We start from the raw sequence: 26,379 nt of genomic DNA, 5'->3' as shown, positions 1-26,379 counted from the left end.
GATGCGTTTCATAGCCATCCTGCTGCTGTTCCTGCTACCGGTCGGCGCTGCTTGGGCGCAAGGCGATATTCATCGCTGCACGGGCGCGAACGGCGTTCCCGTTTTCACGGATCGAATCTGTTCCGACGTCAACGCTACGCCAGTCATGCCTGCGCCATCATCAAGCGCGCAGGCTCCGGTCGAACTTTCGCAACCTCCGCCGGTGCTTTGTGCCGCGGACATGGCGCATCTCAAGCAGGCGGTGATCGACGCTTTTGCCGCTCGCAACCCCAACCGCCTTGCCGGACTGATGCTGTGGGGCGACGATGGGGAGCAAGCAGTGGTGGCTGATATTCGCGTGCTGGGAAGGCTGATGGCGCACCCGTTGATCGATGTGAAGGTTGTGCCGGCTGACGACCCTCCCACGCCTTCAACCTCGGCCTTGCCCAGCCCAAAGACGGGGCAGGGTGAAGCATTGCTGGTACAGACCGAATCCGACGACGGCAGCGGGGCGACCCAAGAGACTCGATTCGAGGTGCTTCACCAGTCCGGCTGCCTCTGGTTGCAGCTCCAAAACTGAGCACTCCCAGGCGGTTGAAGCCTTCAGGCGGTATCATAGGCGGTCCCCAACGGAGAGCTCCCCATGGCCCAGCAGTACCCCGAATGGATCTGGCAGAACGGCGTCATCAAGCCGTGGAAGGACGCCACCGCACATGTGATGTCACACGCGCTGCATTATGGCTCGTCGGTGTTCGAGGGGATACGCAGTTATGCCACGCCGGAAGGCGCGGCTATTTTCCGTCTTACCGATCATCTCAAGCGCTTGTACCAGTCGGCCAAGATCTACGACATGGTGCTGCCGTATACGCACGACGATATCGCCACCGCCTGCCGCGACGTGATTCGCAAGAACGGCTTCAGCGCTGCGTATCTGCGTCCAGTTGCCTATCGTGGCCTGGGCGGTTTCGGTCTCTCCGCCGAAACACCGATCGATGTCGCAGTGGCCACCTGGCCAATGGGCCCCTATCTCGGACCGGAAGCACTTGATGTGGGCATCACCGCCTGCGTGTCGAGCTGGCAGCGTTTTGCGCCGAATACGATTCCCGCAGGTGCGAAGGCCGGCGGCAATTATCTTTCCGGGCAGTTGATCGCGCGCGAAGCGCGTCGTCTCGGTTTCGGCGAGGGCATCGCTTTGGCGGCCAGCGGCTTGCTTAGCGAAGGCGCCGGCGAAAACCTGTTCCTGGTGTTCGACGGTGTGCTGCACACCACGCCGGCGAGCGCGTCTATCCTGGCCGGCATCACCCGCGACACGTTGAAGGTGCTCGCGCGCGAAGACGGCATCGACGTGGTGGAGCGCGATATCCCACGCGAATACCTCTACCTCGCCGACGAGATTCTCATGTGCGGTACGGCTGCAGAAATCACGCCGATCCGCGAGATCGACGGCAAGCAGATCGGCAGCGGCAAGGCGGGTCCCGTCACACGCCGTCTGCAGCAGCTGTTTTTTGGTTTGTTCGACGGCAAGACGCAGGACAAGTGGGGCTGGTTGGAGCCGGTCTGAGCGTTCGCTGTCAATCGAACATGAAGAAGGGCGCAGCGATGCGCCCTTCTTCGTTTGTGGCTCCAAATGGCGTAAGCATGCAGCGGTGAGTCATGTAAGCCGTTTCGGCGTGCAGGTCCCGGCACTTGTGCCCGGTGCGCGCTGCCTCCATTGCGATATATCAGCCAAGGAGGAAACGCAGTGATCGATTTATACAAATTGCACTGGTCGCACTATGTGGAAAAGGTGCGTTGGGCGCTGGATTTCAAACGGCTGCCGTGGCGCGGCATCGACATCGTTGCGTTCACCAAGAAAGAAATGCAGCGCTTCGACTGTCCGCAAACAGTGCCGCTGATTCACGATACGGCTACCGGTGTGGCGATCAGCGATTCGTCGCCCATCATCCGATACCTTGACGAGACCTATCCAGAGCTCGCATTGCTTCCGAGCCATCCCGTCGAACGCGAGGCGGCCTGGCAATGGATGCTGCGGCTCGACTCCACGCTAGGGCTACACGCGCGCCGGCTGGGTTACACGCAAGTCATCATGGAGTGTCCAAACATTCTGTCGAAGCTATTCATGCCAAACGTCTGCGGCGGTTTGTTCACACGACCGGTATGGCGCGCTTTGGCGGCGCCGGTGCTCGGCACTATGTTGACCCTGCGCTTTCGCTTTCATCGTAACCGCGAGGACAGGGTGTATGAGGCGCTGGAAGCACAGTTGATACCGATCGCCGCACAACTCGAGCGCGATGGCTTCCTGGTGGGTGGCCGCTTCACCGCGGCAGACCTGACTCTTGCGTCGTTGTTGCGACCACTGCGCATCGTGCCTCACTTTGCGCACCATCCGCAGTTGCAGTCGTTGTTTGCATGGCAGGAACGCTTGTTCCGCGCGCACGATCGGGATGCGGCCTTTCCGTACGAAGAGCTGATCCAAGCACAGCGGCAACGTTGCGGAAGCATGCGCGGGCGGGTGAGCTGGATGCGGCCCAACACCAAGGTTGCAGTGGATACGGGCGAACAACGCACGCTTCAAGTGGCGCGGAATGACATCCACTCCATCAGTCGCTGGATGTTGCTGCCGGGGCTGCCTGCCTATTTGAAGCTTCGTTGGTTTGGGGGTGTATCGCGTGTACGCTACATGCCCGCAGCATTTGTATCGGGATGAGTTCCCACAAGAAAAAGGGCGCCGCAAGGCGCCCTTTTTCTTTGTGCGGAATGTCGCTAGATCATCCCCTCTCCGGAAGGGAGAGGGGATGATGAGGCTTAGTAGCGATAGTGATCCGGCTTGTACGGACCTTCCACCGGCACGCCAATGTAAGCGGCCTGTTCCGGGGTCAGCTTGGTCAGCTTCACGCCGATCTGCTCCAGGTGCAGGCGCGCCACTTCCTCATCCAGCTTCTTGGGCAGACGGTAGACCGTCTTCTTATACGTGTCCTTGTTCGTCCACAAATCGAGCTGCGCCAGCGTCTGGTTGGAGAAGCTGTTGGACATCACGAACGCCGGGTGGCCATGCGCGCAACCCAGGTTCACCAGGCGCCCTTCGGCCAGCATGTAGATGCTGCGACCGCTGGCAAAGGTGTAGCGATCCACCTGCGGCTTGATCGTTTCGCGGGTGACATCCTTGGCGTTGTTCAGACGATCGATCTGGATCTCGTTGTCGAAGTGGCCGATGTTGCACACCAGCGCGTTGTTCTTCATCGCGGCCATGTGCTCGAACGTGATGATGTCCTTGTTGCCGGTGGTGGTGACATAGATATCGGCAGTGCCCAAGGTTTCTTCGATCGTGGTGACCTGGAAGCCTTCCATCGCCGCCTGCAAGGCATTGATCGGATCGATCTCGGTGACGATCACGCGCGCGCCGAAGCCCTTCAGCGAATGCGCACAACCCTTACCCACGTCGCCATAACCGCACACCACGGCGACCTTGCCGGCCACCATCAGATCAGTGGCGCGCTTGATGCCGTCGGCCAGCGATTCGCGGCAGCCATACAGGTTATCGAACTTGCTCTTGGTCACCGAATCGTTGACGTTGATCGCCGGCACCAGCAGCTTGCCCGCTTCCATCATCTGGTAGAGGCGATGCACGCCGGTAGTGGTCTCTTCGGAGACACCCTTCCAATCGGCCGCGACTTTCTTCCAGAAACCCGGGCGCTCTTTGTGCACACGCTTGAGCAGATCCTTGATGACCTGTTCTTCGTGGTTGCCGCTGGGCGTGTTGACCCAGTTGTCGCCGTTTTCCAGATCGACACCCTTGTGTATGAGCAGGGTGGCATCACCGCCGTCGTCGACGATCAGCTCAGGACCCTTCATGCCCGGGTGGGTGAGCATGTCCAGCGTGCAGTCCCAGTACTCCTCGAGCGTCTCGCCTTTCCAGGCGAACACGGGAATGCCGGCGGCGGCGATGGCGGCGGCGCAGTCGTCCTGCGTCGAGAAGATGTTGCACGACGCCCAGCGCACCGACGCACCGAGCGCACTCAGCGTCTCGATCAGCACGGCGGTTTCTTTGGTCATGTGCAATGAACCGGACAGGCGCACACCCTTCAGCGGCTTGGCTTGCGCATAGCGCGCGCGAATCTGCATCAGGCCGGGCATTTCTTCTTCCGCCATGCGAATGCGGCGGCGGCCCAGCTCGGCCAGCGAAATATCGCGGACCTTATAGTCGTGCACAGAGGAATCTTGGGTGACAGCGTTCATTAGGGATGTTCTCCGAGTCTCATTGGGGAAATCCGGCGGGTGGCCGGATCGACGCAAATTCTTCGCGTCATGAGCGCCGTTGCAGTCGAAGCAACCACCGAGCCTGGCCGTTTTGATTGAAGAGTCTGCACAGGGATGTGCAGGCTCTTGCGGATGGATCCGCGTTCAATAAATACCGGTCGCAGCGCCCCTCGGCGGGCAGACCCCGATTCTAACGCCATACCCTCCCTTATGACGACTTGGAAAGGGCAAAATCCTCCAAATTGGGTAGGCTTAGAGGTTCCTCACCGGAGTCACCATGGAAGCCAGCCGCGATCCTGAATTCTTGCCCCACGACGGCCCATTGCGCGAAGACGTGCACCGCCTGGGCGCGATGGTGGGGCGCATGCTGGCCGAGCAGGGGGGCGAGGGCTTTTACCAGCGCGTTGAGCAGGTCCGCACCGCATCCATTCGCAGGCGACGCGAAGGACATACCGCGGACGATCTGGCCGAGTCGCTCGCGGGGCTGGATGCCGAAGCCGCCGAAGCGCTTGCCCGCGCATTCGCCGCGTATTTCCAGGCGGTGAACACCGCCGAGCGGGTGCATCGCATCCGCCGCCGCCGCGACTACCAGCGTGAAGGCGGTGCCGCGCAGCCGGAATCACTGCTCGATGTGCTGCAGCGATTGAAGGACCAGGGCGTCAGCGCCGACGAGTTGCTCGAATGGCTTTACCGTCTAAAGGTCGAGCCGGTGTTCACCGCGCATCCGACCGAAGCCATCCGTCGCTCGTTGCTCGAAAAAGAGCAGGCGATCGTGCGTGCCTTGATCGACAACTTCGATCCCACCCGCACGCCGCAAGAACGTAAAGAAGACGACGACCGCATCTTCATGGCCCTGTCAGCCGGATGGCAGACCGCAGAAGCATCGCCGGTCCGTCCCAGCGTGCAAGACGAGCATCATCACGTCGGCTTCTACCTCGCCAATCCCATCTACCGCATCGTGCCTGCATTTTACGAAGCACTCGCCGATGCCTTGCAGACGGTCTACGGCGTTGCGGTGCCATTGCCCCGTCTGCTCAGCTTCGCCACCTGGGTCGGCGGCGATATGGACGGCAATCCGAACGTCGGTGCCGAAACCATCGCCAACAGCCTGGCTACGCAACGCGCGCATGTGCTGGAGCACTACATCGCCGATGTCGACGGTCTTTCACGGCTGCTCAGCCAGACCGACGATCGTGTCAATTTCGACTCTGCGCTGCTGCAACGTTTAGCCGTCTATCGCGAGCAGTTTCCGCGCGCGGCGGCGAAAATTCGCCCTCGTCATGCCGACATGCCTTACCGCTGCCTGCTCACGCTGATTCGGGCGCGTCTCGAGGCCACGCTCGAAGAAGGTCACGACGAAGGCTATGCCTCCGCGGATGAGCTGCTCGACGATCTGCTGCTGATCGTGCACGGGTTGGTCGATCATCGCGGACTGAATGCAGGTGCCTATGCAGTGCGCCGCCTGATCTGGCGCGTGCGCACATTCGGCTTTCATCTGGCACGGTTGGATGTGCGGCAGGATTCGCGCGTGCACGACGATGCGCTCGCTGCACTGCTCGGCGACGAAAGCTGGGGATCGCGCCCGCCCGCCGAACGCATCGCAAGACTGCGGCCCTATGCCAGCGGCGAGCAGGCATTGTCGCAAGTCGACGATACACAGGCTGAATCCTTGCGCGCAGTCTTTGCCACGCTGAACGAATCCCGCGGTCATTACGGCAGCGATGCCATCGGCCTTTACATCATCAGCATGGCGCGTTCCGCCGCGGACGTGCTCGCCGTGCTGGCGCTAGCACGATATGGCAGTTTTGCAGCGCTTGCGCATGCATCGCAAAAAGGCGAAAGCGAAACAGCCGTCCCGTTGGATATCGCTCCACTATTCGAAACCGTCGATGACCTGAAGAATGCTCCCGATACGTTGCGCGCATTGCTGGATGACCCGGTCTATCGCATCCATCTTCGCGCGCGAGGCGATCGCCAATGGGTGATGCTGGGCTATTCGGACAGCGGTAAGGATGGCGGCACGCTGGCCTCACGCTGGGGCCTGCAGCGCGCGCAAGTGGAGCTGCTGGAAGTGGCGCAACAAGCTGGCATCAGCCTCGCGTTCTTCCACGGTCGCGGCGGGTCGGCTAGCCGCGGCGGCGCGCGCATCACTCCCGCACTGTTGTCCTCGCCGCGCGGCTCGGTAGCTGGTGTATTGCGCGTGACCGAACAAGGCGAAGTGATCCATCGCAAATATGGCATTCGCGCGTTGGCACTGCGCAACCTCGAACAAACCGTGGGTGCAGTATTGCGCGCGAGCCTTCGTCCGCGCGAAGATGAACCGCGCGAGGCAGATTGGCGCGACTACATGAATGCGCTGGCTTCCGATAGCCGGCGCGCTTACCGGGAGCTGGTCGACCGCGAAGGTTTCGTCGACTACTTCCGCGCCGCCACACCGATCGACGTGATCGAACAAATGGCGCTGGGTTCGCGCCCATCGCGTCGACGCAGCATGCGTGGCGTGGAAGATCTGCGCGCCATTCCCTGGGTGTTCGCCTGGACGCAATGTCGCTCCATCATCACCGGGTGGTACGGCCTGGGTGCCGCGCTCGAGCGTGCAGTAGCCAGTCGCGGCGAGGCGGCCTTGACGGACATGGCGCGCGACTGGCCGTTCTTCGCCAACGTGCTCGACGACGTTGAGATGGTGCTTGCCAAATGCGATCTCGATATCGCCGAGGCGTTCTCCAAGTTGGCCGGCCCGCTGCACGACAGCTTCTTTGCAATGATTCGCGACGAGTTCGCACGCACCCGTTATTGGCTGTTGCGCTTGAAGGGCAGCGAGGAGTTGCTGCGCGGCGATCCTCGCTTGTCGCTGTCGATTCGCTTGCGCAATCCCTACGTCGATCCGATGAGTCTGTTGCAGGTGGACCTGCTGCAGCGCTGGCGCGCCACCGACCGTAGCGACGAGCACCTATTGCGGGCGCTCGTCGCGTGCGTCAACGGTGTGGCGCAAGGTCTGCAGAACACGGGTTGAGGTTTAGCCGTCCAGTTCGGACCAACGAGCATAAGCAGCTTCGAGCTCGCCCTGTAGTTTGGCAAGCGCTTCGTTGGCCTTGATGATGGCGCCGCTGTCCTGCTGGAAGAAGGCTGGGTCGTTCATGGCTTCGCTGCGCGTAGCGATGTCGGTTTCCAGCTTTTCGATGCGCACGGGAAGCTCCTCCAGTTCGCGTGCTTCCTTGTAGCTTAGTTTGCGTTTTGGCTTTTGTGGTGCGCCGGCTGGTACAGTCGATTCGCGCGGTTGCATGGTCGCGCTTTCGGCCGTTCCGGTGGCGGTGCGCGGCGAGGATCTTTGCCGCAGCCAATCGCTATAGCCGCCCACGTATTCGCCGACCTGGCCGTCGCCTTCCAGCACTAGCGTGCTCGACACGACATTGTCGAGAAATTCGCGATCGTGCGAAACGAGCAGCAACGTGCCTTTGTATTCGGTCAACAGCTCTTCCAGCAGTTCCAGCGTCTCGACATCGAGATCGTTGGTGGGTTCGTCCATCACCAGCAGGTTGGATGGCTGCGCGAATAGCTTGGCCAGCAACAGACGGTTGCGTTCGCCGCCGGAGAGTCGCGTGATCGGCGCGCGTGCGCGTTCGGGCGAGAACAGGAAGTCCTGCAGGTAGCCGATGATGTGTTTGCGCTGACCGTTGAGTTCGATGTATTCGCGTCCCTCAGCCACGTTGTCCAACGCGTTGAGCGAATCGTTGAGTTGGGTGCGATGCTGGTCGAAATAGGCGATCTGCAATCCGGTGCCGAGCGTGACCTCGCCGCGTTGCGGTTTCAACTCGCCGAGCAGGATCTTCAACAGCGTGCTCTTGCCTGCACCGTTGGGACCGACGATGCCGACACGATCGCCGCGCATGATGGTGGTAGTGAGGTCGTCGATCAGCACGCGGCCGTCGTAGGACTGGTGCACGTGTTCGACGTCGATCACCTTCTTGCCCGACGCCTTGGCATCGGCCAGCGCCATCCTGGCATTGCCGCCCAATTCGCGTCGTTCGGCACGTTCGCGGCGCAATGCCTTCAATGCACGCACACGACCTTCGTTGCGAGTGCGGCGTGCCTTGATGCCTTGGCGGATCCACACTTCTTCTTGTGCCAGTTTTTTGTCGAACAGTGCGTTGGCCTGCGCTTCGGCATGCAGGCGCTCTTCACGGCGGCGCAGATAGTTGTCGTAATCGCCGGGCCAATCGGTGAGCTGGCCGCGATCGATTTCCACGATGCGTGTGGCAAGCGCACGCAGAAAGCTTCGATCATGCGTGACGAACACGATGCTGCCGGCGAACTGTTTGAGAAAACCTTCGAGCCAGCCGATGGCTTCGATATCCAGATGGTTGGTCGGTTCGTCGAGCAGCAGTACATCCGGTTTGCGCACCAGCGCTTGCGCCAGCAACACACGGCGCTTCATGCCGCCGGAAAGCGCGGCGAAATCGGTGTCGGCTGGCAATTCCAGTTTGGTGAGTACTTCGGTGACGCGGCGATCAAGATCCCAGCCATGCTGCGCCTCGATCTGATGTTGCACGTCGCCCAACGCATCGAAGTCGCCTTCGGCAAGCAGATGGTGATAACGCGCCAACAGATGACCGAGATCGCCCAGGCCATCGGCGACGACATCGAACACGCTGCCGGCCGTGCTCTGCGGCACCTCCTGCGCCATACGCGCCACGATCACGCCGTTTTGCACGCGGACTTCGCCATCGTCGGCATGCAGCTCGCCGGCGATCAACTTCATCAGGGTGGATTTGCCTTCGCCGTTGCGACCGACGATGCATACGCGCTCGTTCGCCTCGATCGACAGATCGACGTGTTCGAGCAGGAGGGGGCCGCCGATGCTGAAATCGACGCGTTGAAGTTGGATCAGGGACATGTGCGTATTCTAAGTGATGCGTCGAGGCGCTCGGCGCGCCGTGAACGGTTGTGTGCGGGCCCGCACATCGTTCATGTGTTTTCCGGTGTATTGGTTACACTAACGGGGTGCTTGAAATGACGTTCGGCAATGGATGTAACGTCAAACCGAGCATGTTTGATACAGCGGGGCATTGAAGCAAATCCTAAGGAAGGATACCGACCGCGCCGATAGCTATGGAGCGGGGGTGGAGGCGTTGTTCGAATCCAAGCTGTCCATCTGTGTAATTACGTAAAAATAACATAGACTTAGCCTAGTTACTTCAAGTATTGTCTGGTTGCGACTGCGGTACTCCAACGTCGCGTAACGCGTTGTCGTGCTGGGTGAAGGCGCAAGGAGACCGGTTTGGCCATCAATTCCATAAGGCTGAGGGGGGTGACCCGGCTGTTTGGTTTGCTCGCAGCGCTAGCGCTGGGCGGGCTCGTGAGTGTTGCACATGCCGGCTACGCGGCGATTGTGGTCAACGCGACGAACGGTCAGACGATCACCGAGGTCAACGCCGACCAGCAGAACCATCCGGCTTCGCTGGCCAAGATGATGACGCTCTACATCACGTTCCAGCAGCTGCAAAGCGGCCAGCTGAAGCTCGATCAGTCACTTCCCGTATCGGCCTGGGCCGCCTCCAAGTCGCCGACCAAGCTCGGCCTGCGTGCCGGACAGTCGATCTCGGTGCTCGATTGCATCCTGGGCATGGTCACCAAGTCGGCCAACGACGCGGCTACCGTGACGGCCGAACAGCTCGGCGGTTCGGAGGATCACTTCGCCGACATGATGAATGCCCAGGCCGTACGCCTCGGCATGACCCACACGCATTTCACCAACGCCACGGGCCTGCCTGACGAGGATGACGTGACGACGGCGCGCGACATGGTGACCCTGGCCATGGCGCTTTATCGCGATTTTCCGCAGTACACCCAGTATTTCGCCACCAAGGAATTCGTATTCCGCGGACGGCTCGTGCGAGGCCACAACAGTCTGATGAACCATTACCCGGGCATGGACGGGCTGAAAACCGGTTATACCCGCGCTTCTGGCTACAACCTTGCTTCCACGGCCGAACGGGATGGCCAGCGTCTTTTTAGTGTGGTCATGGGCGGCCGCACGGCGGCGGTACGCGACAGATTGATGGCGCGCCTGCTGGATGACGGTTTCTCCAATCAGCAGACACCCGCTGTGCTTGTCGCGCAGGCTGGCGTCAACGAAAGCCCAGGCACAGCACGCCGGTTGCTGGCGGCCCTGTCGCCTATCTCGACGGCCGATGCAGAAACGCTGCCGCCAGCGGCGCCGCATTGCCGCCATTGCCGCAAACGACACCCGGCAGCTGCCCACAAGACTTGTACTGCGCGTAAGAAAGGCACGGCAGCCTGTCCGGCCATCGCCAAGCGCCGTTCTAACAAGGACGAATAGTCGGTTACCTCGCAGCTATCGTTCGATGCTGCAAAAGAAAACGGGCCGCTTTCGCGGCCCGTCGTTTTTCTAGCAAGCAATAAGCGCGGCTTACTTCAGCTTGGCATCCGCGCGCAGTGCGTCGGCCTTGTCGGTCTTCTCCCAGGAGAACGCCGTGAAGGTCTTGCCGTCCGCACCCTTTACTTCATACGGAGTGCGGCCGAAGTGGCCGTAGCTGGCGGTCTGCTGGTACATCGGATGGATCAGGTCCAACATCTTGATGATGCCGTACGGACGAAGGTCGAAATGCTTGCGGATCAGTTTCTCGATCTTGTCGTCGCTGATCTTGCCGGTACCGAACGTGGTCACCGAGATCGAGGTCGGCTCGGCCACGCCGATGGCGTAGCTCACCTGCACTTCGCAGCGGTCGGCAATGCCGGCGGCCACGATGTTCTTGGCGACATAGCGCGCGGCGTAAGCAGCCGAACGATCCACCTTCGACGGATCCTTGCCCGAGAACGCGCCACCACCGTGACGGGCCCAGCCGCCGTAGGTGTCGACGATGATCTTGCGACCGGTCAGGCCGCAGTCGCCCACCGGACCGCCGATCACGAACTTGCCGGTCGGGTTGATGTGGAACTTGGTGCCCTTGTGCAGGAGCTTCGACGGCAGCACCGGCTTCAGGATGTGCTCGCGCACGGCCTCGACCAGATCCTTCTGCTTCACATCCGGATCGTGCTGGGTGGACAGCACCACCGCGTCGATCGCAGTCGCCACGCCATTTTCATAGCGCAGGGTGACCTGGCTCTTGGCGTCCGGGCGCAGCCACGGCAGCGGCGACTTCTTCGCCTTGCGCACCTTGGCCTGCTGCTCCACCAGACGGTGCGAGTAGTAGATCGCCGCCGGCATGAAATCCTTGGTTTCGTTCGTGGCATAGCCGAACATCAGGCCCTGGTCGCCAGCGCCTTGTTCTTCCGGCTTCTTGCGGTCCACGCCCTGGTTGATATCCGGCGACTGCTTGCCGATCAGGTTCAGCACGCCGCAGGTCTCGCCATCGAAGCCGACGTCGGATGAGTTGTAGCCGATATCGATGATGACCTTACGGGTCAGCGCTTCCAGGTCGATCCAGGCGCTGGTGGTGACTTCGCCGGCGACAATCGCCACGCCGGTCTTCACCATGGTTTCGCAAGCCACACGCGCCCGCGCATCCTGCGCAAGGATCGCGTCGAGGACGGCGTCGGAAATTTGGTCAGCGACTTTGTCCGGATGGCCTTCGGAGACCGATTCGGAGGTGAAGAGGTAATTGCTCATCGTGGCTTATATCCTTCTTTACGGATAAAGAGATGGAAGAGGGGAAAGGCGCATGATACACGCCCCTGGCCTCAGTTTCACCGCCAAGTCTGGCATATCCATGTGACGGTGAGGTCGGATTCAGCTGCGCAATTCAGGGACGGGGCAGCCGGACCGGGCAACGCCTGGTCCGGCCGGATATTCCGCGGGGCCGCAGGCCTCAGGCCAGCGTTCGCCGCACCGCCTTGGCCGCACCCACCATGGCGACGAGAGCCGGCTCGGTTTCCGCCCAGCCGCGCGTCTTCAAGCCGCAATCGGGGTTGACCCATAGCTGGCCCGGATCGAGCACCGCGAGCGCGCGTTCAAGCAGATTCACCATCTCCTCGTGCGACGGCACACGCGGCGAGTGGATGTCGTACACGCCGGGACCGATGCTACCCGGATAGCTGAACGCTTCGAACGCCTGCAGTAATTCCATGCGCGAGCGGCTGCTTTCGATCGAGATGACGTCCGCATCGAGCGCAGCGACGGCTTCGATGATGTCGTTGAACTCGCTGTAGCACATGTGCGTGTGTATCTGCGTCGTGTCGCTGGTTCCGCCAGCCGTGATGCGAAAGCAACGCACGGCCCAGTCGAGATACGCGGCATGTTCAGTGCGACGCATCGGCAGGCCTTCACGCAGTGCGGGTTCGTCGATCTGAATGACGCGGATGCCGGCCGCTTCCAGGTCGTGCACTTCATCGCGCAAGGCGAGGGCGAGTTGCAGACATACCTCTTCGCGCGACAAGTCATCGCGTACGAACGACCACTGCAGCACAGTCACTGGTCCGGTCAGCATGCCTTTCACCGGCTTGTGGGTGAGCGATTGTGCATAGCGCGACCAGCGCACCGTCATCGGTTTGGGGCGGGCGACGTCGCCCCAGATGATCGGTGGCTTTACGCAACGCGAGCCATAGCTCTGTACCCAGCCATGACGCGTGAAAGCGAAACCGTCGAGCTGCTCGCCGAAGTATTCCACCATGTCATTGCGTTCGGGCTCGCCATGCACCAGCACATCCAAGTCGATCGATTCCTGGAAGCGAATCACGCGCTCGATTTCCTCACGCAGCACCATCTCGTACGCATCATCGTCGATGCGACCAGCGCGGTGGTCGGCGCGCGCGCGTCGTAGCGATTCGGTTTGTGGAAACGAACCGATGGTGGTGGTAGGCAATGGCGGCAACGCGAGTGCGTTTGCCTGCACGCGGAGTCTGTGCGCGAGGCTGGATCGACGTAATGTCGCTTGCGAGCTCAATGCATGCATGCGCGCACGCACGTCCGGCCTTTTCACGCCAGGTGCGCGCTGGCGTTCGGCGCAATACATGGCCTGCTTATCCAAGGCATGCGTCGCATTGATGTCGCCGCCCAGTGCGTCGGCGTAGAGGCGCAGTTCTTCCAGTTTCTGCTGCGCGAAGGCCAATCCGTTGCGCAAATCACTCGGCAACGCGGATTCATGGGTCGCGTCGATCGGCACGTGTAGCAGCGAGCATGACGGTGCCAGCCAAAATCGATCGCTATGGCGTCGCGCGGGAATCTTTGCCAGCAATGGCCGTACTTGTGCGGGGTCGCTGCGCCAGATATTGCGCCCATCGATCACGCCAGCGCTCAGCACAACGTGTTCGGGAAGTGCCGACAAGACGGCATCGAGTTGTTCCGGTGCGCGCACCAGGTCGACATGCAAGCCATCGATCGGCAATCCTGCCACCAGTGAAAGATTGTCACCGAGGCTGCCGAAGTAGGTTGTCAAAAGGCGGCGCGGCGAAGGCCCGATGGCGAGCGCCGTATAAGCCGTTACATAAGCATGCTGTGTCGCGGCGTCCAGATCCTGGACGAGGCAAGGTTCGTCCAGCTGTACCCATGGCACGCCTGCTTGCGCTAGTTCCTCCAGCAACGCCACGTACGCCGGCAGCAGCGCATCGAGCAAGGTCAGCGCATCACTGCCGTCCACGGTTTTGGACAAACGCAGGAACGATATCGGCCCAAGCAGCACCGGGCGTGCATCCAGGTTTAGCGCCTGCGCTTCCATCCATTCTGCAAGTGGTTTGTTGTGAGTAAGCTGAAAGCGCTGGCGGGCGTGGAGCTCCGGCACTAGATAGTGGTAGTTGGTGTCGAACCACTTGGTCATCTCCAGCGCATGCAGCTCTCGGTTGCCACGAGCCATTGCGAAATAGCCGGCCAGTGGATCGCTGCGCAACAACGAACGGTAACGCTCAGGCACGGCGTCGAACAGCAACGCGGTATCGAGCACGTGGTCGTAGAGCGAAAAGTCGTTCACGGCCACCGTATCGATACCCGCGGTTTTGGCTTGTTGCCAATGTCGCTGCCGCAGTTCGCGCGCCGTGTCGAGCAAAGACGTGGCGTAGCCGTTGCGCCAGTAGGTTTCCAATGCGCGCTTCAACTCGCGGCGCTGGCCGATGCGCGGAAAGCCCAGATAGGTCGTGCGTGTCATGTGTATTCCTCTTGCCATGGAGAGCGAAAGAGGAACGAAGGGCGGCGCGCCGCCGGTGAGGGCCGGTGGCGTGAACCGTCGACCTTCGCCCCCGCGGGCGAACCGGTTTCACCACGGGCACACGACGCCACCACATCGAAGTGATGCGCGCCGGGTTCCCCCGCGGGATCCCAGGTCGGTCGAGCCGCTCGCATGTGCGGGCAGCTCGGCTGGGGCAGGTCTTCGGGCTCGTGGACTCGACGCCATGCGCGTCGCCTACTGTCCGTCGCTTCCCGGGTTACAAACCCAGTGCCGTTGACGGAGATCGTTTCCACATACCGCTGCGGGGCAGCGCCGGAATCCCACCGGCTTCCCTTTTAATTCCATCTCTTCATTCGCATGAAAAGATGAAAACCTTCAGCGCGGAGGAAATTAGCTCTCTGGACCGACTAAGTCAATGCGACGCCACCAGGCTGGCGGAGGGATGGGCGTGGATAAACGGCAGGGTGTCGGCCAGCGTTGGAGCATCGCCATGCAACGGCCGGGAGAGCGCAAACACCAACGCAATATGGCCCACGCCGGGATAAAGCTTTAGCGTGACCGGCTCGTGATGCGCTTGAAGTGCATGGGCGAGCGATATCGCATTGGAAGGGTCGACCTCGTGATCCGTCGTGCCCTGCAGCAGCAACATCGGCGGTTCCTCACCCCGCACGAAACGCACCGGCTGAGCGCGCGCCTGCGACGCTTCATCGCGACCAAACATGCCAAGCATGTCCTTATCGGACGGGTCGATCGGCATAAAGTCGTAACAGCCCGCCAATCCGATGAAGCCCGCCAGATCCTTCGGCCGCAAACCATAAGGCGCCAACCAAGAAGGATCGGTCGCCAGCAACGCGCCGATCTGCCCGCCCGCGGAATGGCCCATTACAAACAGATCGTTCGGATTGCCGCCCAGCTCACTCGCATGCTCGTGCGTCCACGCCACGGCTCGCGCAGCATCTTCCATAAAGCCGTCCATCTTCACTTGCGGGTATTTGCGGTAATCCGGAATCACCACCATCACACCATGCGAAGCGAATGCGGTACCGACGAAGCGATACCAGGCACGCTCGCCACGCACCCAGCTGCCGCCGTAAAAGAACACCACCACAGGCGCATGTTCCACGCCGACGGGCCGATACACATCCAGCTTTAACTGATGCGGTGCGTCGAACACGATGCCCTTTTGCGTGTCGATGCCAGCGCGGCGATCAGTGGTATTCAGCCCGGCGAACAGGCTGGCTTCGCAGCCGTTGAGTAGAAGAATTGTTCCCAACAAAACCACTTGGGACAAAAGCTTGCGCCAGCAGCTGTGGTGTCGCATGAAGGTTGTTGGCACACAAGCGAAGAAGTGCCGATGATGCCTAAATCGCCGCCGCAAGGGCTTGCGACGTACCATGACGCCCAGGCGTCGTCGCGCTAGCTCGGGATCAATGGCCACGGACATAACGAATCGCCCGTGGCCGAGTGGACTATTTATTGAGGAAGTTGGCCTATTCCGTGGCGCGCATAGACAAGTTTCCGCTAACGCGCGAAACCATGACTGCCCTGTTTGGTCGGCTCTTGCTGTTGCACGACGTGCTGCACTGGCGACTGTTGCACGTGCTTTTGCTGCATGGCCTGCTCCCACGCTTTGCTGCTCTGCTCGATAGGCGTATTAAGAGCCTTGACGGTAGGCACACCAACCATGCCGTCGAGCCGGTGCGCCTTACCCTCTTGATATCCCACCACACGGCTGGCATCGGCGTTGAGGTACACCGTATCAATGTGATCCAACCCCTTCTCGCGGGCGGCGACCGTCAAGGCGGCGGCAAGTTGGAGGCTGCGCCCATCGGGGATGCGCCCACCGCGTCAGCATGGTCTTCAACGTGCCATCCATCGGAGTAGCGAAGAAGACATAGGTCTTTGCGAGAGGAATTTGGGTTGTCGTGGTCGCGTAACGATTCACCGGCTTCCATTTGCCGTGGTAGTCAGGCGCAGATGGCGTTGCGCACCCTGTAACCAGCAAAACAGCTAAAGTGCAGATGCCTGCCTTGGCGCGAGATAAAGCTGATTCCATTCCGATTCCTTGCCCAACGGGCTACTTGTTGTGCTGCTTTTAACCCCATGCGACGGCGCGCTATCCGGAAGCCATACAAGCAGTAAACAGCTTGCTTGAGTTTCGAAAGGATTGGCATGTGGAAACATGCGGAGCCGTACGGCCAAATGCTGGTCCAAGATTGTCCACGCGGACTGTGGAAATAGCCTCAGAAAGGCGCTTTTCTTCGCGTGGTCCTTGTCCGACAACAATGAAGTCGAAATGATGTCGAATGCCGATTTTGACAAAGCTTAGGCTCGATGTCGCAAGGCAATTTCGCCTTCCGACAACTGCATGTTGTTCACCTAACTAGGATTCCCAGAGCAGCGATGAAGCGTCGAGGACGCACGCATGCAGTAAATAGGAATGGCAAGGATTTTTCCCGCGTCGCATTTGCATTGCTTGCAAACGACTGTGTGGATACGTGCTAAGGCTTGCCTGAGTTTGAAGTAAAAATCTGGTCGAAAAACGACATGTCCGTCGAATGCTTAATGCAGAGCGTTCAAGCCGCCTGGGTTTCGATCCAGGCATTCTCCTGGAAAGCATCGAAATAATGGCGGGTAAGCGCAAGCTGTTCCATAGCGCTTTCCGCACGATTGATCACGTGACGGAAAGCCGTGCTTTCGGGATGATCCTTCACGTACCAGCCTAGATGCTTGCGGGCAATGCGGACGCCGGCCTGCTCGCCATAAAACGCGTAGAGATGCTCAAGATGACCGAGCAGGATCTTCGCGATATCTGCGGGCGACGGCTCAGAAAGAAGTTCGCCGGTAGCGAGGTAGTGCGATATTTCGCGGAAGATCCAAGGGCGGCCTTGCGCACCGCGGCCGATCATCACCGCATCGGCACCTGTTACATCGAGCACGTGTTTGGCTTGTTGCGGCGTGACGATATCGCCATTGGCCAGCACAGGAATGCGCACGGCTGACTTCACCGCGGCAATGGTTTCGTATTCGGCTTCACCGTCGTATTTGTCGGCGCGCGTACGACCGTGCACGGCTAGTGCGGCGATGCCGCTGTCTTCGGCAATGCGTGCGATCGTCAGCGCGTTCTTGTGTTGCCGGTCCCAGCCGGTGCGGATTTTCAGCGTTACCGGTATGTCGACGGCATCCACGACGGCTTTCACGATGCGCGCGACCAACGGCTCATCTTGCAGCAGTGCGGAACCGGACCACACGTTGCACACCTTCTTGGCCGGGCAGCCCATGTTGATGTCGATGATCTGCGCGCCGTTGGCGACGTTGAAGCGTGCGGCTTCGGCCAGCATCGTGGGGTCGTAGCCGGCGATCTGTACGCTGATCGGTTCTGGTTCTCCTGCGTGATCCATGCGTTTGATCGATTTGCGTGTCTGCCACAAACGCGGATCGGCGGTGGTCATTTCGGACACGGCAAGGCCCGCACCCAGCCGCTTGCAGAGCAGGCGGAAAGGTTTGTCGGTGACGCCGGCCATCGGGGCTAGCACCACGGGCGGGTCAATGCGGTAGGGGCCGATTTGCATCCGGGCATTGTAACCGTTCACTGCCAGGACTCGTGTAAAGCGCCTGGGGCCGCATGGTGGCCTTAAAAAGCGTTCAGTGCGCCGGAAGATTCCGCAGCGTTTCCGGTTGATGCTTGTGCCGGAACAGGAGCACGAACAGCACGGCAATGATCAGTGAATAGGTGGCAAAGCTCATCCAGATGCCATGCCAGTCCAGGCTATGGTTGGCACGCGTGAAAAACCGATCGATGACGACGCCGCTGATCGAGCTGCCAAGCACCGCGCCGATGCCATTGGTCATCAGCATGAACAAACCTTGCGAGCTGGCACGGATCGCCGGGTCGCTTTGGCCTTCCACAAACAGCGAGCCGGAGATATTGAAGAAATCGAACGCCATGCCGTAGACGATGCAGGAGAGCACGATCATCCACAAACCCGGCCCGGGATTACCGAAGGCGAACAATCCAAAACGCAACGTCCACGCCAGCATGCTGACCAGCATCACCGTCTTGATGCCGAAGCGTTTGAGGAAGAATGGAATGGCCAGGATGAAAAGTGTTTCGGAGACCTGCGAAATCGACATGATAATGGCGGGGTAGCGCACCGCGACCAAATCCTTATAAGCATCGACTCTCGCGAAGTCCTGCAGGAACGTGTCGCCATAAGCGTTGGTCAATTGCAGGGAAGCGCCTAGCAACATCGCGAAGACGAAAAAGATCGCCATCTTGCTGTTCTTGAACAGAGCGAAGGACGTAAGGCCCAGCACGTCCAACCATGAACGGTGGTCTCTTCCTCGCAGGCGCGGCGGACAAGGCGGCAGGGTAAAGGCATACAGTCCAAGCACCAACGCGGCTGCAGCCGCGATATAGAACTGGCCGGTGGTGGTTTCCACATGCAGCAGACTCACCGTCCACATAGCGGCGATAAATCCCACCGTTCCCCACACGCGAATCGGCGGATATACGCGTACTACATCCACGCCGTCACGCTTCAAAGCGTTGTAAGCGACGGTAATTGCCAATGCGATAGTCGGCATGTAGCACATCATGTTGATCAGCATGACCCAGAACAACGTGCCTGGATCGTCGATCATAGGCACGATGCATAGCACCGCCGCGCCGGCGATGTGTAGACAACCATAAAGACGCTCCGCGCGAATCCACTTGTCGGCGATCACGCCCACGATCGAAGGCATAAACAGCGAGGCGATGCCCATGGTCGAGAAAATCGCACCGAACTGTTCGCCCGACCAATGCCGGTTCTGGAACCAATAGGCGCCGATGGTGATGAGCCAGGATCCCCAGACGAAGAACTGCAGGAAGTTCATCGCGATGAGTCGCAACTTCAGGCTCATGGACCGGCTTCTCGCATGTGCTATCCCCGTGTCAGGCCGGGGACAGTCCCTGGGCCAGAAAGCGAGGAGCAGCGTAGAGGAAGCTCTAGCTGACCGGCAAGGCGTACTAGTGCCTCGGTTGCGTCTCGCCGCTACACTGCCGGCTCATCCCCGGAGCGCCCACATGAGCCTGTTCATCACAATCGCGATCATCCAGATCATCGCCTTGGCGATCCCTGGGCCGGACTTCTTTTTCGTCTCACAGACCGCGATCAGCCGTTCTCGCTACGAAGCGATGGCCGGCGTGGTTGGCATCGCATTGGGCGTGGCCGTGTGGGCAGCCCTGGCGCTGCTCGGTTTGCAATTGCTGTTGCAGAAGCTGATCTGGCTGCAACGCCTGATCGCCATCGGTGGCGGACTTTATCTGTGCTGGATGGGTGTGCAGATGCTACGCGGTGCGTTCGCCAAGCCGGTTGATAGCGCGACGGAATCGCAGGCGGTGCAGACCACTTCGGGCGCAGGGCGTTCTTTGACGCGCGGGCTGTTTACCAACCTCGCCAATCCCAAGGCGGTGATCTATTTTGCCAGCATCTTTTCGGGGTTTGTCGGCGCAGGCGTGAGTCCCGCGGCCCGCTGGGGCTTGTGGGCGCTAGTGGTGATCGAAACGCTGTTGTGGTTTTCGTTCGTGGCGGTGTGCTTCGCGTTGCCGGTGATGCGTCGCGGCTATCTACGTATTCGGCGTTGGATCGACGGCTGCGCGGGTGCGGTGTTCATGCTGTTTGGGCTGCATCTGATCTTCTCGCAGCGCAGCGCCTGATCGTAAGTTAGGCTCGCAGCACCTGCATGACACGTTGACGCAATACCGGCAGCAGATCCGACTCAAACCACGGATTGCGTTTCAGCCATAGCTGATTGCGCGGGCTGGGATGTGGAAGTGGTAGCACGCCATGAGCAAGATGGCTGCGCCAGCCTTGCACAGTGTCGGTTAGCGTGCGACCGCGGTGTGCACCGAGTATGCCTGCCTGGGCGTACTGTCCAATGGCCAGCGTCAATTGCACTTGTGTAAGGCGCGGCAGCAGGCGGGGATGCCAGGTCGGTGCGCATTCCGGTCGCGGCGGAAGATCGCCGCCGCGGCTGCTGCCTGGAAAGCAAAATCCCATAGGCACAATCGCGATACGCGTCGCGTCGTAAAACGTAGCGCGATCGATGCCGAGCCAGGTGCGTAGGCGATCGCCGCTCACGTCATCGAAGGGAATGCCGCTTGCATGCACTTTGCGTCCGGGCGCTTGACTCACGATCAGCAGACGTGACGATGTGGTTGCCTGCACTACGGGTCGCGGCCCATCGGGAAGATGTGCAGCGCACAGGCGACAGGTACGGATCTCCGCCAACAACGGTTCCAGCGGATCGTGCCGACTCACGGCAGCAACTTGCCGGGATTCAGAATGCCATCCGGATCGAAAGCAGCCTTTACGCCATGCATCAAACTCAATGTGCTTGGCTGCAGTGCCAGCGACATGAATTCGCGTTTCACCAGGCCGATGCCGTGTTCGCCCGAGAGCGTTCCTTGCAATGAAATCACCAGCGCAAAGAAGTCGGCGAGACAGGCATGAGCACGCTCGCGTTCGGCGTCGTCGCGCGGAAGGAGATTCACATGCAGATTGCCGTTGCCGGCGTGACCGAACGTGACGATCAACACGTCATGCTTTTTGGACAGTTGACGGATGCCATCGACAAGCTCGGGCAAACGGCTTACTGGGACTACGACGTCTTCGTTGATCTTGTTCGGCGAGATCGTGCGTTGTGCGGGCGATAGCGCCTTGCGCGCCGACCACAGTGCCTGGGTTTCCTCAGCACTCTGTGCCACGCGTAATTCTTCCAGGCCATCGCCGCGTGCGGCGCGCGAAACGGCGTCTACTGCAGAAGCTAGGGTATCGGGTTCGCCGTCGACTTCGATCATCAACATGGCGCCGGCTAGCGGCACGCTATCGCCACCATGATCGTGCGCAAGCTTCAATGCGACGTCGTCGATGAACTCGAGTGCACAGGGTGTAACCGGTTGCGCCATGATGCGTGCCACGGCGTGTGCGGCACTGCTCACATCGCGATATGTGGCACGTAATGTGCGCAAGCCGGACGGTTTCGGCGTCAGCTTGAGCGTGGCTTCGGTGATCAGCGCGAGCGTGCCTTCCGAGCCGATCAGCAAGCGGGTGAGGTCATATCCCGTTGCGCCCTTGCTGGTGTAGGTGCCGCTGCGAAATCCTTCGCCAGTGCCTGCTACGGCGCGCAAGCCCAGCGTGTTCTCGCGAGGGCTACCGTATTTCACGGTGCGTGGGCCGGCCGAGTTGCAGGCCAGGTTGCCGCCGATACTGCACCACGGCGACGAGGTCGGGTCGGGTGGCCAGAAGAAACCGTGCGGCGCCAGCGCGCGCTGCAAATCACCGTTCAATACGCCGGGCTCGACTACCGCGAGACGATTGTCTGGATCGATGCGCAGGATGCGGTTCATGCGCTCGAAGCTCACCACGATGCCGCCATCGACCGGAACGGTAGCGCCGGTAGTGTTAGTGCCGCGGCCGCGCGCGATTATCGGTACACGATGCTCGCGGCAAGCGAGTACCAGCTTCTCGATCTGCGCATGCTCCTGCACAAACACCACGGCGTCGGGCAACGCATGGCGACGCGAGTTGTCGTAGGCGTAGGCAAGTCGTTCGGCGTCGTCGGTGGAGCACGCGTGGGCGCCGAAGATCGTGTGCAATGTGTCGAGCAGAGAGGCAGGGAGTTTCATTGCCGGCAGTATCCCACCACAAGACCTTCTTGCGTCAGGCAGCGTCGAAAGCGCTGCGCAGCCAGTTCATCTGTGCGCTGTCGGCTGGGCCGTCGTAGCTGACCACATCGAAGCGGCATGCCCGGTGCGCATGTTGCGGATGAGCAGCAAGCCAGAGTTCCGCAGTCTGCACCAGTTTGGCTTGCTTGGTGGCGGTAATCGAAGCGATGGCATCGCCGTGGCCAGCGCGCAGCCGATGGCGTACTTCGACGAACACCACCGCGTCGCCGTCGCGCATCACCAAATCAAGCTCGCCAAAGCGCGTGGTGTAGTTGCGGGCTAGCAGCTTGAGTCCGGCGTGTTCGAGCGCGCTGCACGCGCGCTGTTCGAATACGGCGCCTGCCGCACGCATCAACCGTTGGCCGGTTGTGCCGCCGGTGCCGATGTACCGTCGGTGGGCTTGGAGTCCGCCGGTGCGTTGTCCATCTGCAGGCTGCCGTTCATCGGGCGGGCTATGCCGTCCTGGAATTTCAGCCAGCTCATCACACGATTGATGTGTCCGAACGTATCGGCGGCCAGCTGGCCGGTGGCGCCCGGTAGATAGCTGCCAGGATGGTTGCGCAGCCAGTCGACATACGGCACCAAGCTCCATGCATCCATACCGAACGCGAACAACTGCGCGGTCGCACCGCGCGCGGAGGGTAATTGCGAGGCAATGCTTTGGTAATTGGGCAGACCAGTTTGCGCATCGAACAACCACGGTGCGTCGCAGAATTCGACACCTTCCAGATCGCGATCGGCGGTTGCGTTGTCGTTGCCGCTATAGACGTGCGATGTGGCGAACACCGGCAAGGTGATGCGCGCCACGCGCAACTGCGGCAGCAGCAGACGCGCTTGTTCGGAGCGCACGCTGATGAAGATGCCGGCATCGGTGCCGGCGCCACCCGCATTGAGCGCAGCGATGGCGCCGCCGTAATTGACGCCGTCTGACCCGACCTGTGCGTTGCCGGCAATCTGGCCGCCTTTCGCCAGCAGCTCGGCCTTGAAGGCAGCCGCCGAACGCTTGGCGAAATCATCGTTCGAAGTCACGACATAGGCATTGTGGATACCGCGCTCGATCATATGATCGGCGACCTGCGCACCTTCGTCCTCGGGCAACAGAGCGAATTCACTGGTGGTTCCGACAGGCAGACTTTTGTTTTCCGAACGGTTGAGCGCAAGCACGGGGACAGGCAGTGACGACTGGCCCAGCACGCCCATCACTTCGTTGCGCGTCAGCGGGCCGACCACCAACTGCGCGCCGTCGATGACTGCCTGGTTATAGGCCTTGATGGCGCTGGCCGCGTTGCCGCCACTGTCGTAGACGCGGATGGTCGCGCGCGGAGCATGCGTATCGGCTGCCTGGAAATAGGCCGCGAAAAAGCCATCGCGAACCGCCGAGGCGGCCCCCACCAAGCCATCGCTGTTGGGCAGCAGCAGTGCGATATGCGCAGGCATCTTGTAGCCTTCGCGCACGCTTGCGTTGCTGCCGGGCACCAGGGTGCCGACAGGCTGTTCGAGGTTGGGTTGCGCTTGCGCGACGATGACGCCGAGACGACCCAGCGCTTCATTGACCCACGGCAACATGGTGTCGCCCGGCTGCATGGCCGCTGAGCGTTGTTTGAGTGGCGTAACCCCGAGTCGCGCCAGCAGGGAGAGTGCCTGATCGCGGTTCTGCGAGCGGTCGATACCTTGCAAGAAGTTGTCCATCTCTACGCGAGTGCGTGCCGCGCCCCAGAGATCCCCGGTATCGGCCATGGCCTGTGCGCGCAGATTCAACAGGCGCGGTCGCAGATTTTCAGGCGCATTGATATCGGGTTGTGTCGTCAACTGCAGCGCGGCTGGCGCATTGTGTTGCTGCAGTGCTATCTCCGCACGCAGCAAGTCCAGGCGCAGCGGTTCGTCGTCCGTAAGATCTTTGCGTTGAATGCCCGCGACGATCGGTATGGCCCGGTTCAGCGCATTCTCTTGGCGATAGGCTTCGGCGGCGAGCAGGCTGTAATGATCGGCGCGACTTGGCGTTTGCGCGGCGAGCGCCAGATACGCTTGCGCGGCCCGGTCGAACTGCCCCTGGTCGGCCAGGGCGGCTGCGTTCTGCACCGCGGCGATCTCGGCTGGCGATCTCGGTACCGCCGAGGGTACGCAGGCACTCAATGCCAGTGAAATCAGCAGTCCAGACGCTGCAAGACGACACAGGCGCATGAATATTCCTCGATTCTTGTCGACAAGGGTGGTGGTTGCGCGATCATAGCCGATCGTATCGACACGTCGTCGCGAAAGGATATTCAGCATGTCAACAAACCAGGCCGGCTGCTTGTGGGTCGTGGCGACACCGATCGGTCATCGGGATGATATTTCCGCACGCGCCATAGAGACCCTGCGCAAAGTCACGGTAATTGCTGCGGAAGACACCCGGCATAGTCGCCCTCTTTTGCTGCAACACAATGTCGGTACACCGTTGATCGCCTTGCATGAACACAACGAACGTGAGGCCGTCGCAGCTATCGTGCGGCGACTGGAGCAAGGCGAATCGGTGGCGCTGATTTCCGATGCGGGCACGCCGCTGATCAGCGACCCGGGTTTTCGGCTCGTGCGTGCAGTGCGCGAAGCGGGTATCCCATGTGTGCCGGTGCCTGGGGCGTGCGCGGCGATTGCCGCGCTTTCCGTAGCTGGGTTGCCCAGCGACCGTTTCGTTTTTGAAGGATTTTTACCGCCCAAGTCAGCTGCTCGTCGCAGTCGACTGGAAGAACTTGCGAGCGATCCGCGTACGCTGATTTTTTACGAATCATCGCATCGTGTCGCGGAAAGTCTTGCCGACATGCGCGATGTCTTCGGTGCGGAGCGCGAAGCAGTGCTCGCGCGTGAACTCACCAAGATGTTCGAGACGGTCATCGGCGAACCGTTGGCACAATTGGTTGCGCGCGTCGTAGAAGATCCAAATCAGCAGCGCGGCGAATGCGTGATCCTGGTCGCCGGACGCGGTGAAGATGCAGATGCGAAGCTGGCCGAAGGGCAGCGCGTGTTTGCGATTTTGCGCGAGGAGTTGCCGCCGGCGAAAGCCGCCAAGTTGGCGGCGGCGATCACGGGAGCGCCGAGGAAGATGCTGTACGGAGAAAAGGGTGAAGGGTAAGGATGTCCTGCAGGTCACCTGCCGAGCGCCGCGGCCGCTATAATTCCCGATGGAGTCGGCCGGACAGTCGCGTCGCGCGCAAGCGCATCGAGGAAAGTCCGGGCTCCGCAGGGCAGAGTGCCAGGTAACTCCTGGGCAGCGTGAGCTGACGGCCAGTGCAACAGAAAGCAAACCGCCGATGGCCCGCAAGGGCACAGGTAAGGGTGAAACGGTGCGGTAAGAGCGCACCGCGCGCGGGGACAACGTCGCGTGGCACGGTAAACCCCACTCGGAGCAAGACCAAATAGGGGAACGATAACGCGGCCCGCGTTGTTCCCGGGTAGGTTGCTGGAGCCAGGCGGTGACGCCTGGCCGAGAGGAATGACTGTCGCGCCGCAAGGCGTACAGAACCCGGCTTATAGGCCGACTCCACCTCTTTCAGCCGTCGGCGGGGTCCATCTTCATGCACGAGATGGATGTCGTCGGAGGGTGGCGCCTCGCATGAACATCGGTTCATGCGGGGTCCGCCCGAAGGCTCGTGTGAGAGGCGCATTGCAACGGTTTTGTGAACAAAAAATCCACAGCGATCAAGCACCTCGGGCTGCTTCCTAGAAATCGCTGGAAATTTGGCCACACTATTGCCTTTCTCATTGATTCACAAGCAAAAATCCCTTGACAGTCTCAAGGGGCGAGACTATCGTGGATTCCTGTGTGAAATCGTGGGATTTCGTGGAGTTCACGGGCCGTGTTTCAGGGCGAGACCGCCATCACCGTCGATGACAAGGGCCGGCTGGCTATCCCGACTGCGTATCGGGAGCTGGTGGTGGGCGCCTGTGCTAATCGGCTGGTGATCACCTACAACCCCTTCGAGTCGGGCTGCCTCTGGCTGTTCCCGCACGCCGAATGGGAGCGGGTGCGCGACCAAGTGAACGCGTTGCCGAGCGTCAAGGCCGTACACCGCGCCTTGCAGATGAAGCTGGTCGGTGCGGCGGCGATGGTCGAACCGGACAGTGCGGTGCGGATTCTGTTGCCGGCCAGCCAGCGCATGGCAGCGGGCATCGAGAAAAAGGCGGTTTTGTTGGGCATGGGCAATAAGTTCGAGCTGTGGAGCGAACAGGCTCACCTGGCCAAGATCCGCCAGACCATCGGCGAAGACGAGATCAGCGACGACATGACGGACCTGCGGCTCTGACCGGTGACGGTTAGGCGCGGGGTGAATACGGACA

Annotated in this window: 20 protein-coding genes, 1 other RNA gene and 2 riboswitches; of the genes, 9 read left to right on the top strand and 12 right to left on the bottom strand. The window is 60.8% G+C overall.

Annotation, left to right across the window (positions count from 1 at the left end; translation table 11 throughout):
* Position 1 precedes the first annotated feature (1 nt).
* The 3 genes from QQL64_RS11760 (at position 2) to QQL64_RS11750 (ending at position 2,686) form a co-directional block, all read left to right on the top strand.
* Positions 2–559 (top strand): DUF4124 domain-containing protein, encoded by a 558-nt coding sequence (locus tag QQL64_RS11760; RefSeq protein WP_284399572.1) that lies wholly within the window; start codon positions 2–4, stop codon positions 557–559.
* 63 nt (positions 560–622) lie between these two features.
* The gene (locus tag QQL64_RS11755) at positions 623–1,540 is read left to right on the top strand and encodes a branched-chain amino acid transaminase (protein WP_284399570.1); all 918 of its coding nucleotides are present in this window, start codon (positions 623–625) and stop codon (positions 1,538–1,540) included.
* A 180-nt stretch (positions 1,541–1,720) separates the two neighbouring features.
* Entirely contained in the window at positions 1,721–2,686 is a 966-nt protein-coding gene (locus QQL64_RS11750; protein WP_284399566.1) for a glutathione S-transferase family protein, read from the top strand.
* A gap of 98 nt (positions 2,687–2,784) precedes the next feature.
* Here the strand turns inward: QQL64_RS11750 and ahcY are convergent, their stop codons facing one another.
* Positions 2,785–4,215: an adenosylhomocysteinase gene (ahcY, locus tag QQL64_RS11745; protein WP_284399563.1), complete on the bottom strand. Its 1,431-nt coding sequence runs from the start codon at positions 4,213–4,215 to the stop codon at positions 2,785–2,787.
* A gap of 64 nt (positions 4,216–4,279) precedes the next feature.
* Positions 4,280–4,414: riboswitch (S-adenosyl-L-homocysteine riboswitch) on the bottom strand.
* Between the two features lie 99 nt (positions 4,415–4,513).
* On the opposite strand from ahcY, the gene ppc reads away from it, so the two are divergent.
* Positions 4,514–7,249 (top strand): phosphoenolpyruvate carboxylase, encoded by a 2,736-nt coding sequence (gene ppc, locus QQL64_RS11740; protein WP_284399560.1) that lies wholly within the window; start codon positions 4,514–4,516, stop codon positions 7,247–7,249.
* A 3-nt stretch (positions 7,250–7,252) separates the two neighbouring features.
* Here the strand turns inward: ppc and QQL64_RS11735 are convergent, their stop codons facing one another.
* Positions 7,253–9,130 carry an ATP-binding cassette domain-containing protein gene (locus tag QQL64_RS11735; RefSeq protein WP_284399557.1) on the bottom strand — a complete coding sequence of 626 codons (1,878 nt, stop codon included), beginning with the start codon at positions 9,128–9,130 and terminating at the stop codon, positions 7,253–7,255.
* Between the two features lie 414 nt (positions 9,131–9,544).
* Here QQL64_RS11735 and QQL64_RS11730 point away from each other — a divergent pair, with 414 nt between their 5' ends.
* A complete protein-coding gene (locus tag QQL64_RS11730; protein ID WP_284399555.1) occupies positions 9,545–10,576 on the top strand; it encodes a D-alanyl-D-alanine carboxypeptidase family protein in 1,032 nt (343 codons plus the stop codon).
* 90 nt (positions 10,577–10,666) lie between these two features.
* Here QQL64_RS11730 and metK read toward each other — a convergent pair whose 3' ends face one another.
* The 6 genes from metK to QQL64_RS11700 form a co-directional block, all read right to left on the bottom strand.
* Positions 10,667–11,866 (bottom strand): methionine adenosyltransferase, encoded by a 1,200-nt coding sequence (metK, locus tag QQL64_RS11725; RefSeq protein WP_284399553.1) that lies wholly within the window; start codon positions 11,864–11,866, stop codon positions 10,667–10,669.
* A 199-nt stretch (positions 11,867–12,065) separates the two neighbouring features.
* On the bottom strand, positions 12,066–14,333 hold the full coding sequence (gene metE / locus QQL64_RS11720) for a 5-methyltetrahydropteroyltriglutamate--homocysteine S-methyltransferase (RefSeq protein WP_284399550.1): 2,268 nt from the start codon (positions 14,331–14,333) through the stop codon (positions 12,066–12,068).
* 196 nt (positions 14,334–14,529) lie between these two features.
* A riboswitch (cobalamin riboswitch) is annotated at positions 14,530–14,747 on the bottom strand.
* Positions 14,748–14,766: 19 nt separating this feature from the next.
* The gene (locus QQL64_RS11715) at positions 14,767–15,636 is read right to left on the bottom strand and encodes an alpha/beta hydrolase (RefSeq protein WP_345782648.1); all 870 of its coding nucleotides are present in this window, start codon (positions 15,634–15,636) and stop codon (positions 14,767–14,769) included.
* 239 nt (positions 15,637–15,875) lie between these two features.
* Positions 15,876–16,154 carry an XVIPCD domain-containing protein gene (locus QQL64_RS11710; RefSeq protein WP_345782642.1) on the bottom strand — a complete coding sequence of 93 codons (279 nt, stop codon included), beginning with the start codon at positions 16,152–16,154 and terminating at the stop codon, positions 15,876–15,878.
* Positions 16,155–16,930: 776 nt separating this feature from the next.
* Complete coding sequence (gene dusB / locus QQL64_RS11705; protein WP_284399780.1) at positions 16,931–17,926, bottom strand: tRNA dihydrouridine synthase DusB; 996 nt, start codon at positions 17,924–17,926, stop codon at positions 16,931–16,933.
* A 73-nt stretch (positions 17,927–17,999) separates the two neighbouring features.
* Entirely contained in the window at positions 18,000–19,259 is a 1,260-nt protein-coding gene (locus QQL64_RS11700; RefSeq protein ID WP_284399544.1) for a nucleoside permease, read from the bottom strand.
* Between the two features lie 163 nt (positions 19,260–19,422).
* Here QQL64_RS11700 and rhtC point away from each other — a divergent pair, with 163 nt between their 5' ends.
* Complete coding sequence (rhtC, locus tag QQL64_RS11695; RefSeq protein ID WP_284399541.1) at positions 19,423–20,055, top strand: threonine export protein RhtC; 633 nt, start codon at positions 19,423–19,425, stop codon at positions 20,053–20,055.
* A gap of 7 nt (positions 20,056–20,062) precedes the next feature.
* Here rhtC and QQL64_RS11690 read toward each other — a convergent pair whose 3' ends face one another.
* Genes QQL64_RS11690 through QQL64_RS11675 form a run of 4 tightly spaced genes read right to left on the bottom strand, consistent with a single transcriptional unit; the run spans position 20,063 to position 24,336 of the window.
* Positions 20,063–20,659 carry a uracil-DNA glycosylase family protein gene (locus tag QQL64_RS11690; RefSeq protein ID WP_284399538.1) on the bottom strand — a complete coding sequence of 199 codons (597 nt, stop codon included), beginning with the start codon at positions 20,657–20,659 and terminating at the stop codon, positions 20,063–20,065.
* Positions 20,656–22,026, bottom strand: a complete 1,371-nt coding sequence (locus QQL64_RS11685; RefSeq protein ID WP_284399536.1) for an FAD-binding oxidoreductase — start codon at positions 22,024–22,026, stop codon at positions 20,656–20,658. The genes QQL64_RS11690 and QQL64_RS11685 overlap by 4 nt, the downstream gene beginning before the upstream one ends.
* A gap of 34 nt (positions 22,027–22,060) precedes the next feature.
* Complete coding sequence (locus QQL64_RS11680) at positions 22,061–22,417, bottom strand: YraN family protein (protein WP_284399533.1); 357 nt, start codon at positions 22,415–22,417, stop codon at positions 22,061–22,063.
* Positions 22,417–24,336, bottom strand: coding sequence for a penicillin-binding protein activator (locus QQL64_RS11675; protein ID WP_345782641.1), 1,920 nt, complete (start codon positions 24,334–24,336; stop codon positions 22,417–22,419). Before QQL64_RS11675 ends, QQL64_RS11680 begins: the two co-directional genes overlap by 1 nt.
* On the opposite strand from QQL64_RS11675, the gene rsmI reads away from it, so the two are divergent.
* From rsmI to mraZ, 3 genes are all read left to right on the top strand, one after another.
* Complete coding sequence (rsmI, locus tag QQL64_RS11670) at positions 24,335–25,174, top strand: 16S rRNA (cytidine(1402)-2'-O)-methyltransferase (protein WP_284399530.1); 840 nt, start codon at positions 24,335–24,337, stop codon at positions 25,172–25,174. The two genes, QQL64_RS11675 and rsmI, sit on opposite strands and share 2 nt — an antisense overlap.
* A 51-nt stretch (positions 25,175–25,225) precedes the next feature.
* Positions 25,226–25,588: RNase P RNA component class A (gene rnpB / locus QQL64_RS11665), an RNA gene on the top strand.
* A gap of 310 nt (positions 25,589–25,898) precedes the next feature.
* Positions 25,899–26,345: a division/cell wall cluster transcriptional repressor MraZ gene (gene mraZ / locus QQL64_RS11660; protein ID WP_284399527.1), complete on the top strand. Its 447-nt coding sequence runs from the start codon at positions 25,899–25,901 to the stop codon at positions 26,343–26,345.
* Positions 26,346–26,379 lie beyond the last annotated feature (34 nt).

Origin of the sequence: Dyella lipolytica (assembly GCF_030160075.1) — a bacterium.
In the GTDB taxonomy this organism is placed as follows: Bacteria; Pseudomonadota; Gammaproteobacteria; order Xanthomonadales; family Rhodanobacteraceae; genus Dyella_B; species Dyella_B lipolytica.
This window is presented reverse-complemented; position numbering and strand designations above follow the sequence as displayed.